This window comes from Halostella litorea (assembly GCF_004785955.1).
In the GTDB taxonomy this organism is placed as follows: Archaea; Halobacteriota; Halobacteria; order Halobacteriales; family Natronoarchaeaceae; genus Halostella; species Halostella litorea.
In genome coordinates, this window is the sequence record NZ_SJER01000007.1 from 34,773 (window position 1) to 61,742 (window position 26,970).

Sequence of the window (26,970 nt, forward strand, 5' to 3'; positions counted from 1 at the left end):
TCGGCACCTGGGAGTACCGTTAATTACCCATCAATTTCTGAGAGCGCCTCTGTTGCAACGTCACCGAGTTCTCCGGCCTCGATGTGCGAATATCGCTCCCGAACCATCTCCTCTGAGTTATCGAGATACCGGGCCGCCACCGTGTACCCGAACGCCCGGACAAGCACCTCTCCCATCCCTCGGCGACCGCCGTGCGGAGCGAGGTAATCGTGTTTTGGGTGGTCTATGTCGATCTCTGCGGTCTCGGAGAGGCGTTGGAGAATCGACCGTGCGCCGTCCGTCGTGATCGACGGCGGCCGAATGTCCTCATCGAGCGCCAGCAGGAGGTCGCGAGCGTACTCATCACGCCCCTCAACAATTGCCTCTGGGCGTTCCCCTCGGTCGGCTAACTCTTCCCGGACGAGCTCCGCGAGCGTCCGTTGATCGAACGTCGGAAACACCGGCCATCGATCCGTGGGTGGGTCCATCAGCTGGCGGTAGCTCCGGAGCGGCGAGATCACCGGGTCGGGAAGACTGGCGGCGTCCCACTGCTGTTTCTTCCGGTAGACGTCCATACTCCCGTCGTCGAGGGAGAGGTCCTCCCAGCGAACACCGCGGCGGCGCGGATCGTTTGGGTCTCGGAGTAGTTCCCCGACGCGAACAGCGGTGTAGGCGAGGACGTACACGAGAGCCCGGTCACGAGCCGTTTTCAGCGCCGCGTAGTGCGCTCGTTGGTTGTCCATGGGGTCAGTATCCTGCGGGAGTGTCGTGTATGTCTCGACGGCATCGCGAGTCCGTTCGTCGACGTGGCGGGTGAGGGCGTGGCGCTGGTCGGATGTCCAAGCCTGCTGGTCGCCCGGCTTGCGGCCGTCGTCCTCGGGCAGTGGCGCCATCGCACTCGCCCTCTGCGCGTAGTGGGCCTCGAGATACCCTTCGTTGACACACCACCCGCACCACGCAGAGATATAGCGGTAATAGGTTTGTACCGTGTTCTGCTTGAGTCCCCGATCTCCACTGAGATGCCGGGCGTACTCCCGGAACACGCGTTCGTCGAGATCGTCGAAGGTCGGCTTGCGGTCGACGTCGTCGGGGACGATCCCGGTCCAGTCGTCGGCGCCGCGGTCGCCGGCGGCCCACTCAGCGAATCGCTTGAGCTCCCGTGCAGCATTACGTCGGTAGTTCCCGCCGTTGCCACCGCGGCCCTTCCCCTTGTCCTGGAGGTAGCGCTCGAAGCTGTCGTCGAGCGGCGTCGAAAGCGCTCGATCAGGCATCCACCGGCCCTCCACCGTCCTGCGGACCCGGTCTCGGTGCCTCTACCCTGGGGGAAGCGCCGTTGTGAGGCGTTTGGAGCATTCGTGCTTCACCGACGGCGTCGGGGTACTTCAAAGTGGTCGTGATTACCAGTGTAATCAGGACCACCGGTGACAGAAGTCTTATAACCATTTTTCCTATGATAGAAGGGTTCTATCCCCCGAAATTCGGTTTTGGCCAACGTTATAAATCATATACCGCTATATCAAAACCGCGACCGCCGTTCGGACCCGGTTCCGTGAATAATCGCGAGACTGCAAGCAGATGGCTTGCTACACAATCTGCATTATGTACAATGCGCACGAAATCTGAATGATGGGGAAAATCACCCAAATCTAATATTAGTCGTTCGTAGCTTGCTCGCTCAGCATCTCCACAACTTCCTGAACACGTTCCTCATCGGCTTCGATACCACGCTCCCGGAGGATCTGGAGGGCGACCTCATCACCGTGGTCCGCAATTACCCGGAGACACGCATCTTGAAACTCTCTTCCTTCAAATTCGGGAACATCAAACATAGAGCACGCAGCAGTTACCGATGATCGCATCCGGGTGACGCCATTCCACGTGTCCTCCCGGACATAGAAGCCGTGCATATCGGTCTTATCAAAGGAGAAGGCCGGTCCACCGGTGGATTCGTCCACATCCTCCTCATCCTGCTCAGGAATAGACTCAGTCTCCGACTCTGTGTCCTCAGGAATTATCTCTTCATCCGGTTGCGGTTCATCCTGGGTGTCAGTACGTTCGTCGTCATCCGATTCGGCTCCTTCCTCCGTTTGTTTGAGCTGTTCAGCGACGTCCCCGAAACGGTCGTCCTCATTAGGCATGGCTGTGTTCCTCCACGAGGTCCGCTAAGTGGTCGAAATTCGGGATCTGGTCGCAATCTTCGTCGAACTCCGAGACCGGCATTCCTTGCTTGAACGCGCGAGAAATCGCGGTCCGTTCGCGAATCCCTGGCTTTGGAATACTATCGATGGTGCGTCCCGAATCATCGAGGGCATCGAAGACCTCCGGGTCCACACGAGCGTACTCGGGGACGAATGAACCGAACTCCCGGTTGAGATTTTCAACGAGAGTCCGATGCTCGTTGCGTTGTCCCATTGTTTCGCGAATCATATTCGGAGTGACTGCGAGGATATCCAACCCGATATTCTGCCGGATTGGGGAGATCTGGCGTTCAATCATCTTATTGAGGCCGTTGATCGAGCCAGCACGCGGGATTAGCGGGATTATGACGCGCTGGACGGCGATGAGGGCGTTGTCGGAGAGTTTCCCACGGCCGCCTGCGGCATCAATTATCACGTAGTCGTATCCGTTTTGAATGAGTGGATCGACAACGTTCCGTCGAAGCTTCACGTCTGCGAACCGTTCGTCCTTCAGCCTCGTCTCGACGTTCTCGAGCTCGTTACTCGACGGGAGTAAGTGAACGCCGAAGTCCGTCTCGATAAGCAGGTCTTCAGGGTCCTCACCATCGATAAGGGCGTCACCGAGGTTCGCATCTCGGTCGTACGCATCGTCGTATCCCAACTGGGTCGTCATATGCCCGTCCTTATCCAGATCCAATAGTACCGTCTCATGGCCACGAGCAGCGAGTCGATCAGCGATGTTGAGCGCGATCGTGGATTTCCCTACCCCTCCCTTGAGCAACGAGACAGCTGCTCCGGGGAGCCCTTCAAACTCGTCAGCACTCATAGCTCAGCACCCCCGTAAGCAGCGGATTTTGTACATTTTGTAGGTAATGTACATTGGGTAGATGTTGAAGGTTGCGCGAGTTTTGTCGATAATGTAAGTTTCGTACTGGTCATACGCGGTCAATGAAGCTCGTCCATCTTAATTCTGTGTCAGACAGATTGCGGACGCCATCCACACAATCTACATTTTGTACATTACGTAGATTGTTGGCACAATCTCAATTGTCAAAGTCACCGTCGACTCTACGCAATCTACATAATTTAGATTATCAGCATTTCATACGTATTCATCGCAATCTTTGCCACCCACACGAACCAATTGAAGAAGCCCAATTTGCATTATCTACATTATCCACATTATGCAGATTGGCTATGAGATCTACATTCTTCAGTCATTCAATAGGAGAGTCCTGAGTAATAGAACTCAGACAGAACCGTTCTACCCCGTCCTCTAGTAAGACTTTTAACTGTTACCGGATTATTGGTAACTACCAGATGTACGAGGTTCTCGACGACACCGCGGCGCAGGTCATCCTCGCTATCGAGAGTGGTGACTCCATCCGCCGTGTCGCCCAACACCTCCACACACCGTACGAGACGGTGAGACAGGCCGTCAACCGACTCGAAGACGCAGGTTACGTCCGCTATGACGACGGCCTCTCAGTCGTCGACGAGCGCGTGAGGGACGCAGCACGAGAGCTCGTCGCTGCCAGTGCCGGCGTCAGTCCACCATCCATCGAGGAGGCCTACGTCATCCCGCAGTTCGGTGACTGGCCGTTCGCATTCACACGGATCGACGCCGTCTACGTGTGGACCCAGGGCGGCTATCAGGTCGGTCGCGAGCCCAACGACTATCCACTGTTTCTGGCCGTCCGTGAGGAGGACGTCGACGCTTGGGAGGCGTTTTTCGAGTCGTTCGACCTCCCGACCGCATTCGAACGACAGCCCCGTCACGAGCTGGACGGAGCGCTACAGATCGTCATCGAGCCAGGGCCGTCCCTCGACATCGAGCACGTCGAGGGCTACCCGGTGATACCGAGAGCAGAGACAATCGAGTATATGCGTGAGAACTACGCCCAGTTCCAGTCGGCGCTCGCGATGCTCGACCGGATGTACGAGGACCTCGACCTCGGCGTCACGTATCGAGAGACCGAACGGGCACAGCCATGAGCTTCAACAACCGAAGTGACGCGCTCATAGAACTGCTCGAGGAGCTCACCCAAGAGGGCCACGAGTACGTTCTCGTCGGCGGGTACGCTGTCTCAGCGTTCAATGCTCGCTTCTCCACGGATCTCGATATCGTCGTCGCGCCGGACTCCAAAGCTGACTTCGTCGAATTCCTCGAACGTCGGAACTTCGAGGAAACGGACAGCCACGCCAAGGAGTGGTTCTACGATACAGAGGTGATCGAGTACGAAAAGCGGCTCACGCCGCAACAGCCGATCGGCTTCGACCTCTTGGTGAACGGACTCGGGTGTCGTCAGACCGAGGCACAGTGGTCGTTCGACTACCTGTACGACCACAGCCACCAACAGGAGGTGAGCGGGGGCACAGTGACGACGACGGCTAGAGTCATCGATGGGGCAGTCCTCGTGGCTGCAAAGCTCCACAGCGGCCGAGAAACGGACCTTCGGGACGTCTTGGCAGTGGCTGAAGAGATCGACCTCGACGCTGTCACACCCCACCTGCGGCGAGGAGGCGACGATGGGCTCCGGGAGCAACTTGAGCGTGGTCTGGAGATCTTGGAGAGTGACGAACTCAAACACGGATTTCGGAGTGACTTCGGGGCCTCAGCTGTCTCAGAAGAAACGGTCACCGCTCTCCAAGAGTATCTGTCTGCACAGATTGACTACCTGAGCTGAAGCGGTCGGGGCCCCCTTGATCGGAAGTGAAGATAGGGCCTTCAGCGGTGCTTACACTCAGCCAAAAAATTGGAGGGGCGGTATCAGTCGACCGTCGCTAACACACGGACATCCGTAGCTGAGTGTCGTTCCCGTTCAGTACGAGCACCATGCTCGCGGAGGAACTCCTCAATACGGTCGGCAAGGGATTCCGCATCTTCCCTATCGACGTGGACGATCAGCGTCGGACGCTCCTCGTCGCTGTTCTCGATCACGAGCGAGACATCCTTGAACTCGTCCGGCTGTCTATACGCCTCGAACTCATCGGCGACCTGGTTGGCCAGGTCGTCGAGTACCTCAATCGGTTCCTTTGTCATAGATTGAATATCGGCCTTGGAAGGTTGTGCCATCGCGAACGCGTGAAGAAAACGTGACGTGACTTTCAGAACCACCTCCATCAGACAAACGCGAACGGAGCCTTCTCACACCGATGGTTTACCGAGAAGAAGACCGATTCACAGAAGGGGCAATGGGTTAGAGTGCTCGCGGATCGCTATCGGCGATGCTCGCAAACGCGACGTTCTCCTGAACTTGTTCGATTTCGACTGTTGGCTCGTCGCCGGGTTGAGCGCCGGGAACGATCACGACGTACCCCCGTTCGACTTTCGCAATACCGTCTCCCTGATCGCCGACAGTTTCGATTGTTACGTCGCGCACTTCGCCCTCATCCACGGGCGGTTCCGAGGAGGATTGGTTCATAATCTCCCGGGAAGGAGGCTGTTGTGACTCCGGTTCCATCGACGACGCTGTCGAGACTTGGGACTCTAGAATGGCCACTCGATACGTTTCGTTTGCTGACAAAGCCTCATGATCGACTTCACTCGAGGGGACTTCTACTACGTACCTTCCATCCTCTTCTTCGATCGGAGCACTAAACAGGGAACAAAGGGAGCTGGGGATCTCGACCATTTCTAGTTAGATGAGCTCCCACGGTAATAATTAGCTTCTGTGATGACCACCGCCTCCTAGTCGAGATTGGGAGACATTAGGGAAGTAAATCGGTGAGAGCGGTCTCCTCGACCTGCTCACCATCAGTAATGTGGATAATCACTTCGTCTTCAGACGAATAATCTTTGAGAACCTGAAGACAGCGTCCACAAGGGGATGACATCTCTTCATCCGCGACTGCCACACCTACAATTGGTTGCTTAGTGCTGTCAAACCCTTTCCAGACTGCAAGTTCGAGAGGATGTACATCATGAGACATCCCTTTCGTTAATCGAGTTCCAGCCCAGACAGAGCCATCCTCAGTTCGGACTGCTACCCCAACATCTGATTCATCTTTGGCCTCAAACGCTTTTTCCCGCAGAGACTCCCAGCGTGTTTCTTCATCTTGATCATCCCCACTTGAAGGAATACCGAGCTGATCAGGGGTTAGTCGTCGTATTTTAGTCGGTGTACGGTGGGTGTTTCTGATTCCCAGCTGTGTTTGGGTGTGCTCAGTCATAGGTGACAAATGACTCCTCCGTTATTTCTGAATCACTAGTTCTGTACAAGTGGGAGAAAGCTTCTCCGCCAAATTCGTAGCCAAATTCTTCAATGAATGTCTCAACAAGAGTATAAGCAGAAGGATCGTCCACCTCAAATCCATAGTCGCGGAACAGATACGCAGACAAAGATTCTGCGGGGATTTGGTTGTCATCACAAAGATGGTGTCGGGCAAGCTGCCAATGACGATCTTCAATTCCCCATTTCGAATTATGTCCTCCTTCCTCAACTTCGGCGATTTGCATAAGTGGGGCAGTTGATCGAAGGGAGGAAGGAGCATATGTACCGGCGACGTTCTTATTATACCAGAGAGAACTCAGCGACGGGTTTGTTGATTGATTAAAGGGGACAAAATAGGGCTTGTCTGAATCATCCTCCCCGACACGGAGGTAATCGTCGAAAAATTCGTTATAGGGAAAGGAGAGTCCAGTGTTCCGATTATCGAGCCCAGATTGTTGCTGGAGACAAAGATATCCAGGAAACATCCGGTGGATAGGGGCATCGATTAACCGGTGGAGACAATCTCGTACGACTTCAGGTTTCAGGACGTATCTCGTCATTTGTATGTGGACAGTGCTTGGTCCTGTTGGAAGTTGGAAGTATCTAAGTCTGTCCCAAACCCATTATATCCAAGACTGTTCGCAACTTGGATGGTGGTTCCAGAGCCAGCAAACGGGTCAAAGACAGTTCCCCTAGTCCAATCAGGATCCTCACACTCACAGCTCGTCCACCCGACAGTAGTCCACTCAGGGAAAGTGAATTCACGGAAATAACCACCTAGAATTTCTTTTGCCTTCTTAGCACGACGCTGAACATCTTCATCGTTTGCTCCTGCACCAACTTGGAATTCCTCTGCTTTCCCCACGTCAGAAATCCCGACGGCCTGAATGGCTCGAATATGGTCCTCTGTCAATTCGTCGTGGTTATGGTAAATTTCCAATGCCCGCTCTGCCTGCGGACGATCCGTATTGAGCTCTGTTAATCCTCGCTTCGTATCCCGACGTCGAGGCTCATTACACTCGGAACAGATTGAAGGGGGACATGCAAGCGTGATTGCCCTCCGCACTAGGTCGCGTGGGAAAGGAGCAAGGTGATCTCCAGTATTCCGATCATGAGAGATGCGCCATACGTCTCCCGGGTTCGATCCATTTCCGTATAACTCTGAGTAGCCGTGCAAGTCGTAGAAATAATTATCTTTGTCTTGAACTAGATGGAATATTGGCTCATGCCGTGGAACAAGCCGGTCTTGGGCTGAAGACGGGATTCCATTATCCTTAGCCCACTGAATTTCGTTCCGGATAGTCCATCCCGCCTCTTGAGCAGCTCTTGCAAACCGACCAGGGATTCCCTGAAGGCTTTTATTATGGTATGTGTCCCCGATGTTAAGGAACACAGACCCAGTAGGCCGAAGAAACACTTTCCAGTGCTCTAGTGCATCGATCAGGTTCTCGATATAGGTATCCGGATCAGGCTCCTGTCCCAGCTGGTCTTCGGTCCCATAGTCCCTCTTTTGCCAATAAGGGGGAGAAGTGACGATGAGATCTACTGAATTCTTACTGAGATCGATCGCATTCTCTTGGTTTTCACTGCCACCGTCTTTGGGATGGATTTTCGCTGCGTCGGCCTCAACGACATTCCACCAAGGCTCAGTATCAGCGGGGAATTCGCCTTGTCCTTCTTTCAGTTTCTCCAAGTCAGGAGCAGGGTGATCAAAGTACTCCTCTAGGTCACCGACTAGATTGACCGCAGCTTTCGGGTTGTCAAGGAGGTAATCATATAGGTCATCAATATTACGAGCCTCCCCGACTTCGTCCACGAAGTCCGTAAGAGAGGTAGAATTGTTTTGATGACTGATGTGCTGAGCTATAATTTCTATGACACCTCGAACTTCCTCATCAACCTCAGATAGATTCTCATCCATGAATCAGATCCCTCCGACAGAGTGGGGGTTGCATCGTTGTTACGCTTGTTTCTCGGGGTACTACTAGTGGACTTCGCAATAATATTCGACGACGACTCACGGTTCATCGTCCTCCTCTGGCTGATACTGTTCCTTGACCTCGAGAGCCAGTTCCCGCCGTGGTTCGTCATCTGCCGGGCCAAATACTCGACCGTGTAGCAATTCGATTCCCGCATTAGCGTACTCTTCTGCAATCTCATAGACCATCCGCTGGTCACGAAGAACGCGAACATCTCTCTCTTCACTCACTGCCACAGCCTCGATAACAGCCTGCTGGCGTTCCGAGAGACTCGCACGCCCGAAAAACGCGCCTTTTTCATTCTTTATCGTTTCAGGCATTGTGTTCTCTCTCCCATATCCAAGGGCGAACATGAACAGGTCGTGATTCTCAGCCTGATAGAAGGGAGAATCTTCAGATTCCTGCAACGCCTCAAACATTTCTCGCCGTTCGCTATCTATATGGACGTCACGCCGGGGTTCACGTTCCTCGTAGCTGTCTTCGGTATCTTGACTCATCGGTCGGTCACCTGTGTTACACCGTTTTGGAATTCAAGATGGTACTCATTCGCAACCTCGTTGGAAATGTACGCCCTGACGTCTTCACTATACTCGACGTCAGTCATGAGGAACGTGACCTGGGTATCATTCAGGTAGTCAGGTACGTTCTGCGCGATAAGCTGTTTCGGCTCGCTAGATATCCGTCCCAAGGGTGTATCGATGACAACAGGGGCGGAGAATCCGCTGATTTTGGAAAGTGCAGCCATGAACGAGAGAGCAAGCACTTGTCGTTCGCCAGCAGATAGTGAACCTAGATTCTTTCGACCGTCCGGACCGTAGAGACGGACCTCATACTCTTCAGTGAGGACGACCTCATAATCTTCATCTTTCCAAATTAGATCGTTATAGTACCGTTCGAGCCGTTGTTCAGTTTCCGTTCGAACCTGCTCCAGAATCTCTCCTTTAATCTCAGTGAGTTTGCCAGTGGCACTGTCGATGAACTCACTCTGTCTCACAAGGAGGTCATGTTCGTCCTGCTCGCGCATTGCCTGTTTCCACTCCTCCCGACGCTCATCAACGACATCTTCCTGTTGTTCAATTTTCCCGTTCAGTTCCCCAACTTCACGTTCCATCTTACTGATTCTACCTTGGATATCCCGACGGCGTTGCTCTAGTTCCTGAGCGCGTTCATTATCGATGATATCTTCATCTTCAAGCTGAGCAGAGATGTTTGCCAGTTCTGTCTCGTTCTCGTCGATAGCTGTCCGTGTATCCTCTAGCTCGCGGAGGTCAGCCAGGAGATCTTCAATAAGCGATTCGCCATCACGGAGTGCTCGCTCCATCCGGAGCCGCCCCTCAATTGCATCTTGACTTTCACTAGTTTGCTCTTCCAACAGGTCCTCAATGTGTTCTCGTGAAGAGTCACATTCGGCCAAGTCAGTCCCACAAACACACGTATCCCGAGAAAGAATCCCTCGAAGTAATTCCTCTGTTAGCCCAGGGACACCATTTTGTGACGATTCGTACTCTTCCAATTCAGAAACAGCATATCGGAGGGCATCAGCGTTGTATGCAATCCCGCCCGCTCGGGCGAGTGATGCCCCTACAGCCTCTTTCGCCTCTACAAGCTCCTCTTCCTGTTCATCCAGGCGTTCTTCCAGATAGACACGCCGCTGCTGCATCTCCCGAACGTCATCGTCTGCACTACCCGCAAGCTCATCATAGATGTCATCTATTTTGCCCTCAGCGGTGTCAATCTCGTCCTCTAAGTCATCCCGCTTTTGTTTCAGGCGTTCCAGCTCTTGTGAGGCTTCTTCCTTCCGTTCCTGGAGTTCTTGTATATCACCGCCGAGCTCGGAGGATTCACTCTCAAAGTCCCGCTGTACCTTCCCTAAATGACTAACAGCACTATTCAGAAGTTCAATATGAGATACATCGAGCACAGCTGCCCGTACATGGTCGGTGTATCCAGTTTGGAAGAACTCATCCAGCTGTTCACCATCGAACAGGAAATATTCATGGACGTGAGTTGGGAGAATCTCGCGAAGAATATTTTCAGGGTTCGGGTTCGGTCGCCAGTCATTCCCCCCAAACCGCTGGCGTAACCGAAGGTCACCTATAGAGCTGTTAAATTGTCGTTCCTCGCGGTCTCCTTCTGCAGCATCTTCTTGACGAGCTGTCGAGAAAGTTCGTCGGAAGGCGTACTCGGGTTCGCCTTTACCCAGCTTGATCTCGATGTGCCCTTGAATCGATTCACCAGGTTCCAATTCCTTCAGCCGCTTCTTGTTAACAAGCGGGTCCGACTCGAGGCCCTCGTCATCGTTCGAATCAGTATGGGTTTCTTCCCCGTAGAAACACAGCGTAATCGCGTTCAGAATGTTTGACTTGCCAGATCCATTCTGCCCCTCAATCACGTTGATGTGCTTCTCTGACGTGGTCTCTAAGGGGATCGTTTGATTTCCTTCATATTGCCGGTAATCCTCTATTTCGAGTTCGAATATCTGAACGTTATTCATTGTCGAATTCCTGCAGTGATTCGTTCCCGACAAAGTTGTCCACGAGCTCTTTATACTGCTCAGCGTACTCGGCTCGCGGCTCTTTCAGAATGTCCCGTTCATGCTCCAAAACCCCGCGTAAGAAGGCCCGAAGATCGTCATCCTCAACCTCGTCAACACGGTCAAGGATTAACGAATGTACCTCGGAGTCATTCATGCGATACTGCAACCATATCTACAAACGCATATCAATGTATCTTCTCAGATACCATATGCGATACGAACGTCTTCGATCTTGTTGCGGGCTTCATATTCATTTTCGGCTGTTTCAGCGAATTCCTCGAAGCGACGTAGTTCCTTCTCGAGAATGTATTGTTCAGACATCGCAATATCATCATCTGGTTCAAGAGTTGGAACAACGAGTAAGTCATAGATATCCGCACGATCCTTACCGGGGGCTTGACGAAGAACCCTACCTCGGCGCTGGATAAATTGCATCGGGTTCCCGGTATTAGCCATCAGGATTGCTGTCCTAGTAGCGGGAACGTCAACACCTTCGTCTAGACACCGCATTGCCACAAGGGCCTCGTATTCACCCTCCCCAAACCGGGTGAGTAACTCCTCGCGCAAGTCATCACCCTCCTCATGAGTAAACCGATGATGCATAACCCCAAATTCATTCAGAATCGACCCGACTGTGTCTATCTGTTCTGAGTTAGTATAGACTAGAAGGTGCTTGATATCATCTAAACCTCGAAGGATATCCCGGAGGACATCGTACTTGTTGATCGCTTCTTTAACGATTTCTGCGCGTTGTGATTGGAGAATATTTGTTGTCTCTTCATCCGCATCTTCAGAGTATCTTGATGCGACTACAGACTGAGTCATTTGACGATAGTTCTCCAACTCGTCTTCATCCATTTCTACAATAATGGGATGATACCGATATGGGGTCAGATACTGCGGAATGGCGTCTTCTAACGGGTATTCGTATATGACCCCGTCAAAATAGTCAAGCAGGTGGTTAGAACCTTCTTCATCATAATAGCGCTCCGGAGTCGCTGATAGCCCTATCCTCGCATCATAGGAATCAAGAAGGCCTTTTCGCCTACCCTCGGAACCCAGGCCGTGTACTTCGTCCCCGATGAGGATTGTATCCCGAGAAAGCTGACTCACTTTCTCTCGAAAGTGCTCTCCGGAGAATGTTTGATGAGTTGTAATCAGGCATTCGTAATTCTTGATTCCGAGTTCTAAATTTGAAACCGCCCGGGAGAGATCGTTTTTCCAGTCCGGATTAGCTGAGTGATAGACAAATTTTGGTTGGTCAAGCCCGAACGTTTCCATCTCCTGGGCCCACTGCCGAGCGAGGTGTTTCTGAGGGACAGCAATTACACAAAGAAGTGGATCATCTACGGTATCTGTGTATTCATCAAGTGCCGCTAGAGCTGTGAACGTCTTGCCTGTTCCAGTTGCCATCTGGAATAGGCCCCTGTTGTCATTCTCGAACCAGGAATCAACAGCGTCCCGTTGATAATCTCGGAGAACAATTTCAGATTCGGTGGTAGCAACTGATTCTGGTGGTTCATAAGGTCGATTGTTATTATCCCGGAGTTCAGCGATTCCCTCCTTAACCCCCTCTGGGATTGTATGGACCCCGACATTCTCATCTCGGCCTTCCCAAAGGTTCTCAAACCGCTTTTCTTGCATATTCACCCCCTCATTATCGCGGTCGCTTATCCAATCACAGTCGATAGTATATGCTTCGTAATTCCGGAGAGCCTGTTCGCTATCGTTCTGGGAGCCATGGAAAGCAACACGATTCCCATTCCAGTCATAGAATACCCCAAATTTATCGTGGAAGTCCCCCGACAGCTTCTTCGAAGGAACAGCTAGCTTGATTTCGAGTAGACCATCGGCGATCATCCACGCGATCGCATTGCGAGTTTCATACTCCAGATCATACCGCAGATCAGAAATCGTGCTATCTAGCGATTCTCGGAGGACCTCATCCGTTTTAGCACGGTTCCCCTTCTTAAGAGCCTCCCAGTCATCTTCTTCCAAAATAGGACTCATTATCCACTGCGCTGTACCGCCATTTTCAGCAAGTTCCGCTATTCCTCGTGCTGCAGACCGGACCCAATTTGTAGTGAAGTATCCGACACCGCGTCGATAGACCTTAGCTCGTGAGAGAAGGGGGATATAGAAATCCTGCATTAGGTCATCAGAAGAGGTATCGATGACCCTAGGGAGTTCCAAATCTGTGAAATCGCTCTCGGGCTCCATCTTAAAACAGATAATGTGGCAGAGGTTCAAAAGCGTATATACCGTCTTTCCCGGATTCGGACTTGAATTATGAACACCAAGATCGACCACCTTTGAGAATGAATGGCGTTTCCGGAAATGAGGAGTTAGCTAAAGAAACAGCACGGAACCACCCGACATGAGCCAATTTATACAGTTCTCAGAGATGTCCGAAACACTTCCCGGAAACGACCCAGTTATTCTTTTTATAGCTGGTTGTGAATCACTCCAGTAGAACCAAATGATCCGCGATGCTCGCGTCCTCCGGGCCGGATTCGTCCCTCGAGAAGTAGAGCATCGCGACGCTGAAGTCAACCACCTCTCCAGCGTCCTCGAGCCCATCACGAACGGAGAACCAGCCGACACAGCCATCGTCACCGGACCCAGCGGCGTCGGCAAGACGTGCATCTCGCAATTCGTCACCGAACGCCTACGTGAGGAGGTGCTCGACGTCGAGGCCACCTACGTCAACTGCTGGCGCAACTACACCCGATTTCGGACGCTCTACCAGATCCTCGACGATCTCGGCGCCACCATCGACATCCACCGCCAGTCGACGCCCCACGACGAACTCGTCGACCGCCTCCAGCAGCATGACGGCCCGCGAACCGTCGTCATCCTCGACGAGGTCGACCAACTGGAGGACCCCAGCGTCATCTACGACCTCCACAGCCTCCCGCAGTTCGCGATCATCTGCATCGCGAACAAGGAAGAGGAGCTGTTCAGCCGCGTCGACGATCGCCTCGTGAGTCGGCTGCGCTCCAGCGAACACGTCCGGATGGACAAGTACCACGATGAGCAGCTGTACGATATCCTGAGTGCGCGGGCGAAGTGGGGACTCGATGAAGACGTCATCACCGACGACCAGCTCTACCGGATCGCCGACGCGGCCGCCGGCGACGCCCGCCTCGCAATCGGCATCCTCCGAACGGCCGCCGGCAAGGCCGATCGCGAGAACCACGAGCGCATCACCGACGATATTCTCCTGGACGCCGCCGAGGATGCTCGGGCCCAGATCAAGCAGAAGAGCCTCGACTCGCTCACGCCGCACCAGCGCGTCGTCTACGACATCGTTCGCGAGCACGGCCCGGTCGGGCCGAGCGAGATCCACGAGCGCTATTCCGAGGACGTCGATGATCCGCGGACGAAGCGGACAATCCGCACGTACCTCTCGAAAATGGAGCAGTACAACCTCCTCGAGGCGGAAGGGACGAGTCGGGACCGAGAGTACTCGCTCGTCGATTCGGCGGCGGCGTCGCCGATGCAGTAACGGTGACCCCGTCAGCTATCAGGAACTGAACTCGCCGAGGCCCGATTGCTCGTGGTCCAGTGGCTCGATGACCTGAGGATCGTCGTTGCCGGGGTTGTTGACTCGCGTCGAAATCTCGTAGGCGTCCAGATCGTCCTTCGGATACGGCTGGCACAGTTCCTTGCGGGTGTCCGGGTCTGCGGCGAGCCAGTCGGACTCAGCGTCCTTTGGGAGGACGACCGGCATCCGGTCGTGGATTGAGTTCATCAGGTCGTTCGGCTCCGTCGTGAGAATCGTGACGCACGAGATCGTCTCGTCGTCGCCTTCCCAGACGTCCCAGATCCCGGCCATCGCGAATACGGGGTCGTCCTCCCGGTAAATCCGATAGGGATGTTTCGACCCGCCGTTCGGCGATTTCCATTCGTAGAACCCTGACGAGGGGACGAGGCAGGGACGTGATTCCCACGCCCGCTCGAAGACGCGTTTCTCGTCGGCAGTCTCGGAGCGAGCGTTGATCATGCCCTCCTCGGGTTCGTCCGCCCAGAACGTAATCAGCCCCCAGTGGTAGGCATCGATCTCATCGGAAGCCTCGTTCGTGATGATGTGGAGGTCGTCACCAGGTGCGATGTTGTATCGGGGTGTGTACCCGCCGTCCGCGACGACCTCGGCATCGAAGCGGGCCTCGAGGTCTGCTTGGTCGATGAAGAGCGAGTTCCGGCCACACATACATCCGGGTCCGGCCGGGAGAGTCTTCAACGTATCTGGAAATGTGAACGGCTCTGAATCGTCGATTAGAGCTCGGTCGGCGGCAGAAGCTCACAGAGAACAGCTGCTTGTTCAAGAAGTGCGTCGAAGAGCCGTTCAGTCGGTCGATATAGCGCGTGGTGTTCATCAACAGAGTATGGGGTTTTCTCATCATCTGTGTGTGAGAGAAATCCACACTCAAGAAGCGGAGCAAGGGTAGTATCCAGCGCAGTTCCGGAACGGCCGGATTCGGCTTCAAGAGTGTGTCGAGGGAACTCAGAAAGGAACCGCGTACAGCAACTCAGGACGTGAGCACGTCGATCAGCGAATAGTTCGTTGAGCGCAGTACGATGGGTGCGTGTCCAATACTCATCGAGTTTGACGTATGTGCGAACGATCGGGGATAGCTCGTTCAAGGAACCAGTAGCATGGACGATGCCAAGGTCGTTGAGCGCATGTTGGTCTTTGGTGTCCAAAGACTCGCCGAGGGGATGGAGAACAGTTTGAAGCGCCTCGTGGTACCGCGAAGTGAGGAATTCCCCGGCAACAACGTGGGCGTTCACGATATTTCGAGTTGGGTGCATTGACTCGTGGTGGTCGGGGTTTCGGTGGTCGACTTGGGTTCGTGGATAGCTCATAGAGCACCTCTTCCAACGTGGCGTTGAGCATTAACATTCCGAGCAGTCAGGCTCGAGACTGCAGCTGGGTAGGTTTAACCAACACACCGCCGTCAATACGGCCGGGTGTTGGTTAACACGAAGTACGATCGATTCAGGAACTATTCTCGGAAACAGGATCCAAACGGAGACTACTCGGGACTGTACCGGGATTGGAGGGGATCACATCGAGTTTCCTGAAACGCGGAAGCGACACGCCGCGGCTTATCGGGAACGTAGACAACTAATCGAGTATGGGAGAACACTCAACGTCGAACCGATTGGCGGTGGACCAGCCGACACGGGGCGCTGACCGCAATCGGTCCCTTGCTGACCAGGCCGATCCGACTACGGACGAGATGTTGTTGCCGTCACTCGGCGACGGCATCACGCTGCTCGACGTCGAGGGAGGCCGCGGCGTCCCGATCCTGCAGTCGCTCGTACTCGACCATCTCCTCCTGCACGACGGGCCCGCCTTCTGGGTCGACGCAAATGGTCACGCGACGACGACGACACTCGCCCAGATCGCGCCCAGTCAACGGTTGCTCAACCGAATTCACGTCGCCCGCGGATTCACCGCCTACCAGCACTACGGCGCCGTCTGTGATCTCCCGTCAGCGGTGAACAAAGTAATCCAGACGTCCACCGCCAACGCCCGGGCAGCCGGTCGAGGGGCGCCAGGTCGCGACGAGGACACGTCGCCCCACACGCCCGCCCTCATCGTCGCGCCGGCCGTCGACGCCCAGTACCGCGCCGACGATACCCTCGGCGAAACCCACGCGGGAACCCTTCAGGCTCGAACTCTCGCTCGGTTGGCAACCTACGCCGAGGGGTACGACATCCCGGTGCTCGTTACGCGAAACGAACGAAACGAATTCACCGAATCAGTCGCGACGGTCGCCGACCACCATCTGGAGTGCGAGCAAACTCGGATGGGGCCACGGGTCGTCGGCGAAGACTTCGAGACGCTCGTCTATCCCGTCGACGACGGCGCGTACTACCAGACGACATTCGCGTACTGGCGGCAGCTGCTCGCGGCACGCGCCACGCAGGTCGGCGTGGAACCGACGACGCCGGCGCCGTCGACACCGACCCCGGAGGGCGTCGGAACGGGTGTCACCGCTGACGGTGAGGCGGTGGCGGCCACCACGGATCCCTTGCTCGATGCGTGGACGGCAAGCGGTACAGGAGGCCGATAGCGATGGGGCGTACGAACCCAACCTACCGAGATGCGTTGCGGGCCATCGAAGAGCGCTGGGCAGAGTTCCGGCGGGCACTGCGGCGTCGCGACCAGCCGCGCTTCGACCGGCTGTTCGAGTACGCCCGCAAGCACGCCGACGCGAGTGGGCTGTTGAACCACCAGAACCCGCTGCTGCCGACGCTGCTCAGCATCGATCTCGAACAGGAGGCCCGCCTCGACGACCACGAGGAACGCCTCGAAGAACTCGAAGCCGCGGTCGCAGCACGCGATGATCAAGAGAGTGCCCCACCGGACTCGAACCCGTGACGATGCCGTTCAGTATCGACTTTCTGGACGACGGCCGCGTCCTGGAGTGGGAGGCAACCGCCGACGGCGCCGTCGCAACCGAGCGCGGTGACTACACCCCACGCTTCTACGTCGCCGCTCGCGACCCAGCGTCCGACCTCGACCTCACGACGCTCCAGTCGGTGTACGACCAGCACCCGGACGTCGTCGCGACCGAGATGGTTGCGCGACGGCCGGGCTTTCGACGAGACGAGGAGACCGTTCTCGCTGTCGACGTCGCCCACATCGACCGCGTCACCCCACTCGCCCGGCAGGCGCGTCAACTGTCGGACTATCCAGTCGGGGATCTCGCCTGCTTCAACGTCGACTTCTCGCGAGAGTTTCGGTACTGTCTGGAGACCGGCGCCGATCCGACGCCGGCGAGCGAGCTGTCGACGCTCCGGCTCAGCGTTCCGGTGACCGAAACGAGCAACGACGTCTACGGGGAGCTGTCCGTCGCCGGCGACACCGTCACCGGCTCGCCGACGGATATTCTGACCGCCGTCCAAGGGGCACTCGACGCGCACGATCCGGACGTCCTGGTCTGCTCAACCAGCGAGATCATCCCGACCCTGTACGAGATGGCGACGGACGCCGGCGTCGACGACTTCTCGCTGAGTCGGTGGCCGGGCGTCGACTACCAGCAGCTCGCGAGCCGGTCGACGTACTCGAGCTACGGCCGCGTCGGCCACTCGCCGGCGCGGTACAACGTGCCCGGCCGGGCGATTATCGACGAGTCGAACACGTTCTTCTACGGAGAGACGAACCTCGACGGCGTCCTCGACCTCGTGTCGCGCTCAAAGAAGCCCGTCCAGGAACTTGCGTGGGCGTCGATCGGGAACGTGCTGACGGCGATCCAGATCTGCGAGGCCCACGACCGCGGCGTCCTCGTGCCATGGAACTCCTGGCGCCACGAGTTCTACAAGCCGATGGGGACGCTCCACGACGCCGACCGCGGCGGCTTCATCTTCGCGCCCGAGGTCGGCCTCCACGAGAACGTCCACGAACTCGACTTCTCCTCGTTGTATCCGAACATCATCTGTACCCGGAACGTCTCGCCGGACGTCATCCGGTGTAGCTGCCACAGCGACCGCGACGACGTCCCCGGCCTCGGGTACTCGATCTGCGACGACCGGGGCTACCTCGTCGACGTGCTACAGCCGATCATCGACGCTCGCGACGAGATCAAGGCGGCCATCCGTCGCGAGAAGGAACGAGACGACCCCGATGAGGACCGGCTGGCGGAGCTCGAGGGACGGTCGGGAGCGCTAAAGTGGATTCTCGTCGCCTGCTTCGGCTATCAGGGGTTCAGCAACGCGAAATTCGGCCGTATCGAGTGCCACGAGGCAATCAATGCATTCGCTCGCGAGATTCTGCTGACGGCGAAACAGCGGCTGGAAACTGGCGGCTGGCGCGTCGTCCACGGCATCGTCGACTCCATCTGGGTGACGCCGGCCCCCGACGTCGACGACGATGACCGTGAGGACCTCGAGACGCTCGCGACGGCAATCACGGAAGAGGTCGAAATCTGGCTCGAACACGAAGCTCAGTACGACTGGGTCGCGTTCGTACCGCAGCGCGAGAGCGATGCCGGCGCGCTGACGAAGTACTTCGGAAAGGTCGCCGGCGACGACGACTTCAAGGTCAGAGGCATCGAAGCCCGGCAGCGCTCGACCCCGCCGTTCATCGAGGACATCCAGCGGGACTGTCTCGACCAGCTCGATGCCACGCGGTCACCGGACGCGGTGCTCGGACGGCTCGAACGAGCAATCGGCGAACTACAGGCGGGCAACGTAGCAGTAGAGCGGCTCGTCGAGCGGAACCGTGTCTCCAAGCCCCTGGAAGGCTACTCACAGAATACACAGAACGTGGCCGCCTTGAAACGGGCTCGCGAGCAGGACCTGGCAGTCCACCCGGGCCAAGATATCGAGTACGTGGTCGTCGACGACGAGAAATCCTCGCGAGACCGGGTCGCCCTCGCCCACGAGGAGATCGAGACCTACGACGCCTCGTACTACGAGACGCAGCTGGTCAGAGCGGTCGAAAGCGTGCTTTCACCGCTCGGGTGGGACCGATCCGACATTCGCCGAGAGCTCTCCGGTGAGAGGGACGCCGTTTTGAGCTCGTTCGGAGCCACCAACGAACTGTCGTAGTGGACCCCACCCCTGGTTTCCGTCGTTTCGATCCAACCCCACGTTTCCGACGTAATTTTCGACCCCCCTCGTTTCCGTCGTTTCCTCACGCCCCACCCCAGATTTCCGTCGTCCGCACCCACTCAGTAGTAGGGGGGCACTACTCGCGAGTCCAGTCCTGCATCCGGCTGTCCTCGAGGATCGTTTCGCGGACGACCTGGGGATCTTCGATGAGTCGGTTCTGGAGATGGATGCCGCCCGCACTCCCCTTGTTGATCTTCTCGATTTCGACAACCCCGAGGAAGGCTTGCTCTTTCAGGATGTCGCGAAACCGACGGACGGAGAGGATATCCATATCGAGATGGTTGCAGATGCGTTCGTACTGGTCGTACACCCGGCTCGTGAGGAACGCATCGTCATTGCTGTTGACACTCAGCTCCGTGAGCGCCAGCAACGCCGCCTTCGCCTGCGTGGGTGCGCCGTTCACGAGTTCTCTAAACCGGTCCTTTTCGGCGTGCTGCTGTGCCTGGCGGACGTGTTCCTCCGTCACTTGCTCTGCTCCGGCCTCGTAGGCGACCTCCCCGGCGTGACGAAGAATGTCGATCGCCTTCCGAGCGTCGCCGTGTTCCTGCGCGGCGAAGGCCGCCGAGAGCGGAATCACGTCCTCGGAAAGGACGCCGTCCTGGAAGGCGTCCTCACGGTTGAACATGATCTCCCGGAGCTGGTTGGCGTCGTATGGCTTGAAGAACAGCTCCTTGTGCTGGAAGCTGCTTTTCACGCGCTCGTTCACGTTGTCGACGTACTGGATCTTGTTGCTGATCGCGATGACGCCGACGCTACAGTCGATTTTCCCCGCCTCCTCAGCGCGCGAGAGCTTCATCAGCACGCTGTCGTCGTTCATCAGATCGATCTCGTCGAGGATGATGATCACAGAATCGAATTGAGCGTCGAGCGTCTTCCAGAGGAGTTTGTAGTATTTCGACGTACTGAGGCCGGTATGTGGGACGGAGATTCCAGTCGAAGATTCATCGTTCAGCTTCGCGGCAAGTGAGGAAATCGCCTGAGTCTCCGTGTTGTCTTCAGCACAGTCGATATACGCTGTTCCAATCTCGACGCCATCCTGAGCGGCATTTTGAGCTCGCTGGCAGACGTGTTTTGAAACGAGAGATTTTCCGGTCCCTGTTTTCCCGTAGATCATCACGTTCTCCGGGGAGTACCCGTGGACAGCACCGTTGAGACGTTTCGCGAGCTTCGAGATTTCCTCGTCGCGACCGACGATCCGGTCAGCCTCCGGAACGTGGCCGATTTTCAGGAGATCCTTGTTCGCGAAAATGCGATGCCCGGATTCAAAGAGTGGATCGTCGACAGAACTGGGTGAAGAGTCGGGCGTCATTGAATATCACACGGTGTGAGCGGGGGGAGTATAAATCTAGTGGAGAACGCCACCCCACGTTTCCGACGTTCCTTGTCCGATATCAGCCGGAAAATGCCGTCATTCGGTGGAATTGGATTGCTGACAATATAGCCGCGTTTCCGACGTGAGAGAGGAAACCCGTAGACGGAAGCGTCGCCTCGATGTCGAATCCCGAACCCACACACCCCACGTTTCTGTCGTAATCACCGAACAGGTGGGGAGGGGACTCGAAGAAGACGTCCACGACGAGATACCAAAGACGAGAGCGGCCTAGCCGTCCAATACTGGCCGTCTACAGACGCAGCTGGAAAGGATTGTTTCAGCTGAGGGGGCGAAGTACTTCGCCCCCTCCTTGGTCGAAGTACACTTAATGAACGTTTCTCAGCTATGCCACTTTAATCTATGTGTTGCGGAAGTTAGTTCATCTCTAGATTAGTTCTAGGTCAACAGAATGAGTGGCTGTATAACATTATGGTAGCCTCTCCCTACGCCGTCGTGGAGAAACGACGGAAACTCGGGGGGTGTGGTTCCTTCGAAATCAGCGCCACCCCCTCCACCAACATCCAGTTACGACGGAAACGTGGGGTGGGTGCCCTCCATCATCGAGTTTTACTCGTCCGGGTTGACCGGACCTTTGTACTTCGACTTCACTGAATCACCCTCCCGCCACTGCCAGTAGTAGTAGCGATTGTCGTTGATTTCCTTGATCGTGATCGTCGCTTTGGCAGGGACGTCGTCCGGGAGATCGTCCGGTCCCTCTTCGACCTCTTCTTGATCTGCCGACTCCTCGAGACGGGCCTCTCGTTCCTTGTGCTCGGCGAGCGCTTCAGCGTACGTCGCAACGTCTCGGAGCTGCTCCGGGTCCGACTCGTTGAGCGTGTTGACGATCTCCGTCGGGAGGTTCGCCGGTGGGGTCGGGGGTTCGTAGGACATCGGCTACTCTCGTGTTAACCAACACGAGCCACGAATCCATAGTTTTGTTGGTTAAGACGATGGAGACGACTCTCGTGCCTGCTGACTGTAACACTACTCGAAACTTCTTTATATACAAGTTTCGTACTATGTTACACCGTGCTCCGGCGTATCGAACTCGAGGTCCTCGCCACGGTCGACCGCGGCGACACGATCTCTGAGCTCGCGACGAAGCTCGACCACAGCGAGAGTTACCTCTCTCGTGCTGTCGCCGACCTCGTCGAGAAGGGGCTCGTCTACACGGAACGCGACGGGCGGCGAAAACGAGTCGTCCCGTCGGACGCTCGTGCCGTCGAGCTCTACCAGGACCTCGTCCGCCAGCACTCCCACATCGACTTCCCCGAGCTACTAACCGGGAAGGCACTCGAGGTGCTGTACTACCTCGACCAGCCGCGAACCGTCTCCGAGATCGCCGACCGGAGCGACAATTACCGCAACACGGTCAACCGCGTCCTCAAGCGGTTTCGCGACCGCGGGCTTGTCGGGACGGCCGACGGCCGCTACGAGTTCAACGCCGACTTCGACCGTCTCCACGAGTTCGCCCGTGAACTCGCACACCATCTACATCGTCAACGCCTCGAGGCCGTCGCCCCGAAGGGCACGATTCTCTGGGAGGACTACGACGAATTCCTCGCCCAGGCTGAGACGGAGATCGAGGCAGAGGGGTTCCACGAAACCGGCCTCGCTCGGTTCGCGGCCTTCGACCTCCAATTCCTGCTCACCGGCCATCGCTACTACGTCTACTCCGAGGATCCCGACGCAGTCTCGCCGGCGGAACTTTGCTGTCACACGCTACTGATCGACGACGGCAGCCGCCACCGCTCGTACTGTCTCCTCCTGCTCAGCCACGTCGACGTCGACGAGGCGGACCTCCGAGAGCAGGCGGCGAAGTATGGTCTCGAAGACGAAATCGACGCCCTGCTCCGCTACCTCGAGACGCACGGCGAGGTTGACGACGACCGGCTCCCGGAGTGGGACGAGTTTCAGGAACTGGCGGCTGACTACGAGGTGCCACTACCACAATGAGACCAACATTCGGACGCGAGTACATCGAGAACGAATTCCAGCGAATCGGGAACGGGCTATCTGAACCGCTCACGGTCTACCTGATCGGTGGTGGCGCGATGTCGCTGCGCGACCTCAAGGGGGCGACGAAAGATATCGACCTGGTCGTCCCAGATGGCGACGCGTACGGTCAGCTGTGGGCGGTCCTGATGGACCTCGGGTATACGGAGGTCCAGTCGCTGGATGCAGATTACCGGGCGCTTGGCGCGACGAGCTGCGTCGAGAACGAAGACGGGTGTCGCCTCGACGTCTTCAACCAGCAGGTCGCGAACAAGCTCGTGCTCACCGACGGGATGCAAGAGCGCAGCGAGCCGTTCCTCGACACAGATCGACTGACGGTCCGGCTGGTCAGCAACGAGGATATCTTCCTGTTCAAGGCGATCGCCGGCCGCGACGACGACATCGAGGACATGAATATGCTCGTGCAGGCCGGCCTCGATTACGACGTCGTCCGGGCTGAACTCGAAGCCCAGATCGAACGCCTGGGGGACGATCAGTTCGCCACGTTCGCGAACGAGGCCCTGGTCGAACTCGAGGAGCGGTACGGAGTGACCACACCGATCGAGGACCGCGTCCAGAAGCTCACGAACAGGTACTACCGGGGGCTCGAAGTCCTCCAGGCACTCGACGAGCCGATGACCGTCGACGAACTGGCCGCCGAACTGGAGTTGGATACTGACAAGGTTCACGACCGGATCGCGTATCTCTCAACGTTCGACCGGGTCCGTCGGGATGGCGACACGATCCGTCCTGTGGAGTAGCTCAATCGTCGCCCTACGTGGAAGGAAGGCGGCCGTCTGGTCGGGGCACGCGGCCCCGTTTGATCTCGTGATCGACGCGGCGCAGGTGCTTGCAGCCGCCTTCGGGTGAACGTTGCTGCCAGTCTGGACAGGTACACGATTCGTCGATGACGTCGACTTCGTACCTGTTGCCGGACGCGGACTGTACCTCGTAGCGGCCACCCTTCGAGAGGAGTGAGACGTCCATCGCTTCGGCGACGGCACGCTTCGTGCGGGGCTCGAGATCGTCCTGTGACTCTGCGTTCTCGTCGACGACCAGTCGGTCGCGAACGTCGCCCGTTCGGCCGCCGTCGGGAGCGACGGCTTCCGCAGGGCCACTGAGCCGCTCGTGGAGCACTCCCTCCACCGGATGGCCTTCCGGCCACAGGTAGTGCACTTCGCGGCGCTCTCGATGATCGTAGGACCCGCACGCCGCTGCGCTCCCGGTCCAGACGCGCCAGGCCCCGAGCGCGGCCATCACGTCGACGATGTCGCGGGGAACCGTCTGGTGGTCGTCCGGGAAGAACACCCGGAAGCGGGTACACGCCTCCTGCGGCGGGACGGTCTCCCACCAGTCTTCGCTGGAGCCCCAGCTGTCGTACATCGCGTCGTCGCTCCCGTAGCCGACGGTCACGCCGTCGATCGGCGTCCAGTCTGCTGGGAGGTGGTCCGCCTCGCCTTCGAGCACCCGGAGGACGGCGTAGCGGAGGTATTCGTGGGCTTGGTTGTCTGTCGTTCGAGCGACCTGGTCGTGCTGCTCGGCAACGTGCTCGGCTTCCTTGAGGACCGTCGTGAGATAGGGTTCAGTCATTATTCGACGGAGGTCAGAACGCGCCTCCGCCCCTCCGCGGGCGCAGAAAAAATTCCGTGTAGCTGATGGACTGGTTTTCACTCAGAATGACTGCTTATAGACACGAAGGGTGTAGCGTTCGCGTCGGCGGTGCAATTTACAGATATGCGAACGCTCCACTAGGTATGGTTGCCACGTACTCAATACTGTCACTACTGATCATCTTCGCGCTGTCGTTGTTGATTGTTCGTACCGGCTCGATTGCGCTGGAGATGACGGGCCTTTCACCAGATGTGGCCTCCTTCCAAGCCACGTCTGCGTTCTCTGGAGCCGGATATACGACCGAAGAGGCAGAACAGGCTATCACCACCGTCGGCCGCCGCAAAACCGTGAAGGCGCTCATTCGGCTCGGCAGTATTGGACTCCTCGGTGCAATTTCGTCACTTATCCTTTCGTTCACGCGAACTGGTGGCGACGACCTGTTGAACTTGCTGTATATTCTCGGTGGCGCCGGTGTGATCATTCTGTTCGCACGAAGTCGGTGGTTCAACCGCCTCGTGACGCCGCTTATTGAGTGGCCGCTGAGTGAGACGACAGAGTTGGAGATCTCGGATTATGCCCAGTTACTCGGATTGCAACGTGAATATCGTGTGGCGGAGGTGGAAATCAGCGAGGGGGATTGGCTGGCAGGGGGGTCGATTTCGGAGCTGGATTTACCACGCGAAGGGGTGTTGATACTCGGCATCCGTCGTGATGATTCATATATTGGTGCCCCACAACCAGATACGGAGACAAAACCGGACGACACGCTTGTCCTCTATGGGAAACAAGACCGTCTCAAAGAATTGTCAGACCGGCTCAGTGGTGATGCAGAGGCTCGGGAAGATGCTGTTGAAGACCACGAGGGAACGCTCGAAGAGCAACAACAACTCATTGACCAATAACAGGAGCCACTCACCGAATTTGACCTCCTGATTAGAAATTAGAATTGACTGAAAGAATGGCGACATCACGTATGGATTAACCAACAATACAAAACTACACATCCCTCTGTTGGTTAATCAAATTGGAGAGAGAATTATTCCTCGAGAACGTCGATGAGTTCTTCTGCCGTTCGACTAATCCGGCCGAGGCGCTCGCGAACGACCTCGGGATCGTCCGACTCCCACGCAGCGAGGTAGAACGCTGACCCGCTAGTGTCGAGCCCGCAGTAGCGACCGACAACGTACGCGACGGCTTCAGCCTCGACCTCGCGTTTTGCCCGTTCGGTGTCGTCGTCGACGTCGAAGTGGAGCAGGGCGTGGGCATACTCGTGAATCAGCGTCCGCGCAAGGTCGGCCTCGTTCTCCCGATCGCGCACCTCGACGAGCGGTTGGACGTCGACGAGGCTCAGCTGCTCGCAGATGCCCTTCGCCTCGCCGTGGGTCCAGTCTTCGTCGGGAACGATTCGCACTGTCACGCCGAGCTCATCAGCGGCGGCAGTTAGCTGTTCGACGAGGTCACCGGCGTCGCCGGTCGCTTCCGTGTCTAGGTCGGGAAGCGGCTCGCCCTCGGTCTGGGAGACGTCGAACACCGGCGCGGGCTTGAACCCGACCAGGCCCTCGGACCACTCCTCGGGCGGCGTCTCGTCGTAGTCACAGTCGCTGTCCTCGTGGTAGCTCGGCGAGTTCTCGCACTCCGGGCACTGCTTCGTGATGATTGGCGCCCAGATCCAGATGGCCGACTCACCCTCCGTGACGTGACGGTCGAACTCCTCCTGCCACGTCCGGTAGCCAGCCACGCGGGTTGCCTCGGGACACTGCCGCTTGATGAGGAGCGTGTTCCGATACGAGTAGTCGTGGAAGCGACTCTGGACGTCCAGCCACTCCTGGAACTCCGCGCTGGCCTGCGCGTCGTCGACGCCGGCGACGAGGTCGTCGATCCACTGTTCGATCGTACTGTTCATCTCGTCTGATCGCGTGTCGGTCTGGTCGAAGGAGACCGACGAGTCTCTGGTCGTAGCCATTGTGTGCACGGAATCGAGTTCACGGCGACTGCATCAGTTCAGACCGCGCCGCGCCCCTCAGGGGCGTTCAAAAAACCGCTCTGGCGGTTAGCGGAGCTCGTGACGTTCGTCCGCAAAGCCGACCGTAACGAGGTACTCGAGGAACTCGTCGAACCGCTCAACGTCGCTGGGCGTGTCGGTCGCAAGGTGACGCGCCCACTCGATGGCCCACTGGAAGGCGGGATCCGTGCCGCCCTTGCCGTGAATGTACCACCACCGGGCCGCTTTCAGCACGACCAGCGGATTCGTCGGCGGCTGCTCGCCAGCAAGCCCACGGGTGATGGATTCGATTTCGTCGGGGACGTCGGCGGAATCGACCTCCGCTGATTGCGTGTTGTCGATATCGACCGGGATCTCGTCGATCGAGACGGTGTCAGGACGCTGTTGTTGACTCACTGGAAATCACCTCTGAGAGCTTTCGAAGGAGCCCTCGCCCTCTCTGGGGGCACAAAAAACAGGTCGCGACGTCATGCCGGC

General features: G+C 56.9%; 28 protein-coding genes. 9 read left to right on the plus strand and 19 right to left on the minus strand.

The features are described from left to right. Positions 1-23: 23 nt before the first annotated feature. From EYW40_RS17425 to EYW40_RS17440, 3 genes are all read right to left on the minus strand, one after another. A complete protein-coding gene (locus EYW40_RS17425; RefSeq protein WP_135822931.1) occupies positions 24-1,250 on the minus strand; it encodes a phage integrase SAM-like domain-containing protein in 1,227 nt (408 codons plus the stop codon). Positions 1,251-1,631: 381 nt separating this feature from the next. Then, entirely contained in the window at positions 1,632-2,117 is a 486-nt protein-coding gene (locus EYW40_RS17435; RefSeq protein WP_121564742.1) for a DUF7970 domain-containing protein, read from the minus strand. Then, positions 2,110-2,982 (minus strand): ParA family protein, encoded by an 873-nt coding sequence (locus EYW40_RS17440; protein WP_119712862.1) that lies wholly within the window; start codon positions 2,980-2,982, stop codon positions 2,110-2,112. The genes EYW40_RS17435 and EYW40_RS17440 overlap by 8 nt, the downstream gene beginning before the upstream one ends. A 494-nt stretch (positions 2,983-3,476) precedes the next feature. On the opposite strand from EYW40_RS17440, the gene EYW40_RS17445 reads away from it, so the two are divergent. Both EYW40_RS17445 and EYW40_RS17450 read left to right on the plus strand, forming a co-directional pair. Then, positions 3,477-4,151, plus strand: a complete 675-nt coding sequence (locus tag EYW40_RS17445; RefSeq protein WP_121564744.1) for a helix-turn-helix domain-containing protein — start codon at positions 3,477-3,479, stop codon at positions 4,149-4,151. Next, a complete protein-coding gene (locus EYW40_RS17450; protein WP_121564746.1) occupies positions 4,148-4,843 on the plus strand; it encodes a hypothetical protein in 696 nt (231 codons plus the stop codon). Before EYW40_RS17445 ends, EYW40_RS17450 begins: the two co-directional genes overlap by 4 nt. An 83-nt stretch (positions 4,844-4,926) precedes the next feature. Here the strand turns inward: EYW40_RS17450 and EYW40_RS17455 are convergent, their stop codons facing one another. The 9 genes from EYW40_RS17455 to EYW40_RS17495 form a co-directional block, all read right to left on the minus strand. After that, positions 4,927-5,280, minus strand: a complete 354-nt coding sequence (locus tag EYW40_RS17455; RefSeq protein WP_237560638.1) for a hypothetical protein — start codon at positions 5,278-5,280, stop codon at positions 4,927-4,929. A gap of 76 nt (positions 5,281-5,356) precedes the next feature. Continuing rightward, positions 5,357-5,791: a TRAM domain-containing protein gene (locus tag EYW40_RS17460; RefSeq protein ID WP_135822933.1), complete on the minus strand. Its 435-nt coding sequence runs from the start codon at positions 5,789-5,791 to the stop codon at positions 5,357-5,359. Between the two features lie 76 nt (positions 5,792-5,867). Then, complete coding sequence (locus EYW40_RS17465) at positions 5,868-6,329, minus strand: hypothetical protein (protein ID WP_135822934.1); 462 nt, start codon at positions 6,327-6,329, stop codon at positions 5,868-5,870. Next, positions 6,322-6,615 (minus strand): hypothetical protein, encoded by a 294-nt coding sequence (locus tag EYW40_RS20090; RefSeq protein WP_202614591.1) that lies wholly within the window; start codon positions 6,613-6,615, stop codon positions 6,322-6,324. The genes EYW40_RS17465 and EYW40_RS20090 overlap by 8 nt, the downstream gene beginning before the upstream one ends. Before the next feature lie 311 nt (positions 6,616-6,926). Further along, entirely contained in the window at positions 6,927-8,291 is a 1,365-nt protein-coding gene (locus tag EYW40_RS17475; RefSeq protein ID WP_135822936.1) for a DNA-methyltransferase, read from the minus strand. A 96-nt stretch (positions 8,292-8,387) separates the two neighbouring features. After that, entirely contained in the window at positions 8,388-8,846 is a 459-nt protein-coding gene (locus EYW40_RS17480) for a hypothetical protein (protein WP_121513343.1), read from the minus strand. Continuing rightward, positions 8,843-10,843, minus strand: coding sequence for an AAA family ATPase (locus tag EYW40_RS17485; protein WP_135822937.1), 2,001 nt, complete (start codon positions 10,841-10,843; stop codon positions 8,843-8,845). The genes EYW40_RS17480 and EYW40_RS17485 overlap by 4 nt, the downstream gene beginning before the upstream one ends. Further along, entirely contained in the window at positions 10,836-11,039 is a 204-nt protein-coding gene (locus EYW40_RS17490) for a hypothetical protein (protein ID WP_121513345.1), read from the minus strand. The genes EYW40_RS17485 and EYW40_RS17490 overlap by 8 nt, the downstream gene beginning before the upstream one ends. A 44-nt stretch (positions 11,040-11,083) precedes the next feature. After that, positions 11,084-13,105: a DEAD/DEAH box helicase family protein gene (locus tag EYW40_RS17495; RefSeq protein WP_135306294.1), complete on the minus strand. Its 2,022-nt coding sequence runs from the start codon at positions 13,103-13,105 to the stop codon at positions 11,084-11,086. 259 nt (positions 13,106-13,364) lie between these two features. On the opposite strand from EYW40_RS17495, the gene EYW40_RS17500 reads away from it, so the two are divergent. Next, on the plus strand, positions 13,365-14,393 hold the full coding sequence (locus EYW40_RS17500) for a Cdc6/Cdc18 family protein (protein ID WP_135822938.1): 1,029 nt from the start codon (positions 13,365-13,367) through the stop codon (positions 14,391-14,393). Positions 14,394-14,411: 18 nt separating this feature from the next. Here EYW40_RS17500 and EYW40_RS17505 read toward each other — a convergent pair whose 3' ends face one another. Next, positions 14,412-15,098 carry an SOS response-associated peptidase gene (locus tag EYW40_RS17505; protein WP_135822939.1) on the minus strand — a complete coding sequence of 229 codons (687 nt, stop codon included), beginning with the start codon at positions 15,096-15,098 and terminating at the stop codon, positions 14,412-14,414. A gap of 65 nt (positions 15,099-15,163) precedes the next feature. Continuing rightward, a complete protein-coding gene (locus EYW40_RS20095; RefSeq protein ID WP_202614592.1) occupies positions 15,164-15,754 on the minus strand; it encodes a hypothetical protein in 591 nt (196 codons plus the stop codon). Between the two features lie 272 nt (positions 15,755-16,026). On the opposite strand from EYW40_RS20095, the gene EYW40_RS17515 reads away from it, so the two are divergent. The 3 genes from EYW40_RS17515 to EYW40_RS17525 are packed head-to-tail and all read left to right on the plus strand — an operon-like array spanning position 16,027 to position 19,450. Then, entirely contained in the window at positions 16,027-16,971 is a 945-nt protein-coding gene (locus tag EYW40_RS17515; protein ID WP_375137163.1) for a hypothetical protein, read from the plus strand. Positions 16,972-16,973: 2 nt separating this feature from the next. Then, positions 16,974-17,279: a DUF8156 family protein gene (locus EYW40_RS17520; protein WP_135822940.1), complete on the plus strand. Its 306-nt coding sequence runs from the start codon at positions 16,974-16,976 to the stop codon at positions 17,277-17,279. Between the two features lie 2 nt (positions 17,280-17,281). After that, a complete protein-coding gene (locus tag EYW40_RS17525) occupies positions 17,282-19,450 on the plus strand; it encodes a type B DNA-directed DNA polymerase (RefSeq protein WP_202614593.1) in 2,169 nt (722 codons plus the stop codon). A gap of 139 nt (positions 19,451-19,589) precedes the next feature. Here the strand turns inward: EYW40_RS17525 and orc4 are convergent, their stop codons facing one another. Then, positions 19,590-20,822, minus strand: a complete 1,233-nt coding sequence (gene orc4 / locus EYW40_RS17530) for a DNA replication protein Orc4 (protein ID WP_049908454.1) — start codon at positions 20,820-20,822, stop codon at positions 19,590-19,592. Positions 20,823-21,452: 630 nt separating this feature from the next. Beyond that, positions 21,453-21,776 carry a DUF6788 family protein gene (locus tag EYW40_RS17535; protein WP_135822942.1) on the minus strand — a complete coding sequence of 108 codons (324 nt, stop codon included), beginning with the start codon at positions 21,774-21,776 and terminating at the stop codon, positions 21,453-21,455. 138 nt (positions 21,777-21,914) lie between these two features. On the opposite strand from EYW40_RS17535, the gene EYW40_RS17540 reads away from it, so the two are divergent. After that, entirely contained in the window at positions 21,915-22,841 is a 927-nt protein-coding gene (locus EYW40_RS17540; protein ID WP_135822943.1) for a helix-turn-helix transcriptional regulator, read from the plus strand. Further along, positions 22,838-23,641, plus strand: coding sequence for a DUF6036 family nucleotidyltransferase (locus EYW40_RS17545; protein ID WP_135822944.1), 804 nt, complete (start codon positions 22,838-22,840; stop codon positions 23,639-23,641). Before EYW40_RS17540 ends, EYW40_RS17545 begins: the two co-directional genes overlap by 4 nt. Before the next feature lie 13 nt (positions 23,642-23,654). On the opposite strand, the gene EYW40_RS17550 is transcribed toward EYW40_RS17545, so the two are convergent. Continuing rightward, the gene (locus tag EYW40_RS17550; RefSeq protein ID WP_135822945.1) at positions 23,655-24,470 is read right to left on the minus strand and encodes a hypothetical protein; all 816 of its coding nucleotides are present in this window, start codon (positions 24,468-24,470) and stop codon (positions 23,655-23,657) included. Positions 24,471-24,634: 164 nt separating this feature from the next. Here EYW40_RS17550 and EYW40_RS17555 point away from each other — a divergent pair, with 164 nt between their 5' ends. Further along, the gene (locus tag EYW40_RS17555; protein ID WP_135822946.1) at positions 24,635-25,393 is read left to right on the plus strand and encodes a potassium channel family protein; all 759 of its coding nucleotides are present in this window, start codon (positions 24,635-24,637) and stop codon (positions 25,391-25,393) included. Between the two features lie 134 nt (positions 25,394-25,527). Here the strand turns inward: EYW40_RS17555 and EYW40_RS17560 are convergent, their stop codons facing one another. Further along, positions 25,528-26,454 carry an ArdC-like ssDNA-binding domain-containing protein gene (locus EYW40_RS17560; protein WP_135822947.1) on the minus strand — a complete coding sequence of 309 codons (927 nt, stop codon included), beginning with the start codon at positions 26,452-26,454 and terminating at the stop codon, positions 25,528-25,530. An 87-nt stretch (positions 26,455-26,541) separates the two neighbouring features. Further along, positions 26,542-26,889: a DUF8013 domain-containing protein gene (locus tag EYW40_RS17565; protein ID WP_135822948.1), complete on the minus strand. Its 348-nt coding sequence runs from the start codon at positions 26,887-26,889 to the stop codon at positions 26,542-26,544. Positions 26,890-26,970 lie beyond the last annotated feature (81 nt).